Raw genomic sequence first — 2573 nt, forward strand, 5'->3', positions numbered from 1 at the left:
TGCAGCGCAGGCACAGCCGGAACGGCCGCATGTGCGGTGCGAGATCGAGCCGCTCGAACAGCTCGCGCAGCTGGTCGGCCGGCTGCAGCGCGTGCAGGTAGCAGCCGCGCTCGACCGCGCGCCGCTTGAGCAGCTCGCGGTCGCGGGTCAGCACGATCCGGCCCTCTCGCGCGGCGAGCGCCGCGAGCTCGTCGTCGCGGTAGTGGTTGTCGTAGCAGGTGTCGAAGCCCGCGAGGCGCAACAGCTGCGCGAGGCCGCCGAGATGCGCGTCGGCGACGAAGCGCCATTGCGCCGGTGGCGGGGCACCGGCCCCGCTCGCCGCCGGTTGCGCGCGTTCCGGAAAGGCTTCGACCCGGTCGCCGTCGTCGAGCGGCCGGTCGAATGCGGCCGGCGCGTCGTTCACGCAGAGCCGGCCGATTTCCGTATGCGGGACGCCGAGCGCCTCGATCGCGTGCTTCACCGTCGCATCGCGCGCGCATGCGTGCCCGAACGCGCGGTCGCGCTGCGCGCGCGGGAGAAAGGCGTTCAGTTCGTCGTGGAAGCGGAAGGTCGCGGTCGCCATGCGCGCAGTATCGCACCGCGCAGGGGCGGCCGCGTGCCCTGCAGACGCCACGCATCTGTGTTTAACTCCCCGCTTCACGGAGCGAAGGAGCGGGAAATGGATCTCGGATTTATCGGGCTGGGTGAAATGGGGCAGGCAATCGCGACGAACCTGCTGAAGGCCGGACACACGGTGCGGGTCTGGAACCGGTCGCGCGAGCGCGCCGAGCCGCTCGCCGCGCTCGGCGCGCAGATCGTCGACACGCCGGCCGACGCGTTTCGCGGCGACGCGGTGTTCTCGATGCTGGCCGACGACGCCGCGGCGCGCGCGATCTTCGACGATGCGCTGCTCGCGCAGGCGCCGCGCGGCCTGATCCACGTCAACATGGCGACGGTGTCGGTCGCGCTGGCCGAATCGCTCGCGCATGCGCATGCGTCGCGCGGCATCCATTACGTTGCCGCGCCGGTGATGGGGCGGCCCGACGTCGCGGCCGCCGCGCGCCTGACGATCATGGCGGGCGGCCCGGCCGAGGCGATCGATCGCGTGCAGCCGCTGTTCGACGCAATCGGCCAGAAGACCTGGCGGTTCGGTTCGCTGCCGCAGCACGCGAACGTCGCGAAGATCGCCGCGAACTTCACGCTCGCGTCCGCGATCGAGACGCTCGGCGAGGCGTCCGCGCTGCTGGGCGCGCACGGCGTCGCGATGCGCGACTTCCTCGACGTGATCACCGGCAGCGTGTTTCCGGGCCCCGTCTACGAAGGCTACGGCTCGATGATCGCCGAGCGGCGCTACGAGCCCGCGCGCTTCAAGGCGCGCCTCGGGCTGAAGGACGTCCGGCTCGCGCTGGAAGCCGGCGACGCCGTGTCGGTGCCGTTGCCGGTGGCGAGCGTCGTGCGCGACAACCTGCTCGACGCGCTCGCGCACGGCGGTGGCGAGCAGGATTTCGCGGTGCTCGGCGAAGTCGCGCTGCGCCGCGCGGGCCGCTGATCCGTCGCGCGACAGAAGTCCGGCGCACCGGCATAATCGACGTTTCGTTTTCCGTGACTTCCAGGCAGAGGCGGGCATGAACTTGCATACGTGGTGGCTTTTCGTGGCGACGGTGTTCGTCGTGTCGGCGATTCCGGGCCCGAACATGCTGCTGGTGATGACACACGGTGCGCGGCACGGGCTGCAGCGTTCGACGTGGACGATGGCCGGCTGTCTCAGCGCGCTGGTGCTGATGCTGTCGGTGTCGGCGGCGGGCCTCGGTGCGGTGCTCGAAGCCTGGCCGGCGATGTTCAATACGCTGCGCTTCGCGGGTGCAGCCTACCTGATCTACCTGGGCGTGAAGGCATGGCGCGCACGCGTCGACGACGAGCAGCCTGCCGCCGACGTCGAATCCGTGTCGCGCCAGGCCGCGCCGGCCTCGCGCGGGACGCTGTTCCGCAACGGCTTCCTGGTCGCGGGCAGCAACCCGAAGGCGATCCTGTTCGCGGCCGCGCTGCTGCCGCAGTTCATCAACGCGGCCGAGCCGACGCTGCCGCAGTTCGGCGTCCTCGTCGTCACGTTCGCGGTAATCGAGGTGAGCTGGTATCTCGTCTACGCGTCGTTTGGCACGCGCATCGGCGCGACGCTGAAGAGCCAGAGCGTCGCGAAGATCTTCAACCGGCTGACGGGCGGGCTGTTCGTCGGCTTCGGCGCGATGATGGCGCTGGTCCGTCACTGATTTCGAACTGACGCCGGCGCGCCGAACGCCCCGTCCCTCGCAAGAGGGCGGGGCGTTCGGCTTTTCGGGCCTGCGTCACGCTCGCTCATGCACGCGGGCGAGTCAGCGACGTTGCACCGGCCCCGCGTCCGGCCGAGAGCCCGTAGACGGTGGCCGCGCCGGCGAACGCGAACCCCACGCCGCATACCGCGCTCCACCCGCTCCAGGCCCACGCACTGCCTGCGAGCACTGCACCGAGCGCGCCGCCGATGAAGAACAGCCCGACGAACAGCCCGTTCAGGCGGCCGCGCGCGGCCGGGTTCAGCAGGTTGATCTCGCGGCGGCCGA

General features: G+C 70.9%; 3 protein-coding genes and 1 pseudogene. 2 read left to right on the plus strand and 2 right to left on the minus strand.

The window, feature by feature from the left end:
- Window positions 1-562: Mut7-C RNAse domain-containing protein (locus JYJ84_RS33815; protein WP_205186844.1), on the minus strand; the 562-nt coding region annotated here is incomplete at its 3' end.
- A 57-nt stretch (window positions 563-619) separates the two neighbouring features.
- Here JYJ84_RS33815 and JYJ84_RS33820 point away from each other — a divergent pair.
- On the plus strand, window positions 620-1528 hold the full coding sequence (locus JYJ84_RS33820; RefSeq protein WP_226218014.1) for an NAD(P)-dependent oxidoreductase: 909 nt from the start codon (window positions 620-622) through the stop codon (window positions 1526-1528).
- A 76-nt stretch (window positions 1529-1604) separates the two neighbouring features.
- The gene (locus JYJ84_RS33825) at window positions 1605-2246 is read left to right on the plus strand and encodes a LysE family translocator (RefSeq protein ID WP_122944172.1); all 642 of its coding nucleotides are present in this window, start codon (window positions 1605-1607) and stop codon (window positions 2244-2246) included.
- Window positions 2247-2331: 85 nt separating this feature from the next.
- Here the strand turns inward: JYJ84_RS33825 and JYJ84_RS33830 are convergent.
- Window positions 2332-2573: pseudogene (locus JYJ84_RS33830) on the minus strand (MFS transporter); the annotation flags it as partial.

The organism is Burkholderia sp. LMG 13014 (genome assembly GCF_905232215.1).
Classification (GTDB): Bacteria; Pseudomonadota; Gammaproteobacteria; order Burkholderiales; family Burkholderiaceae; genus Burkholderia.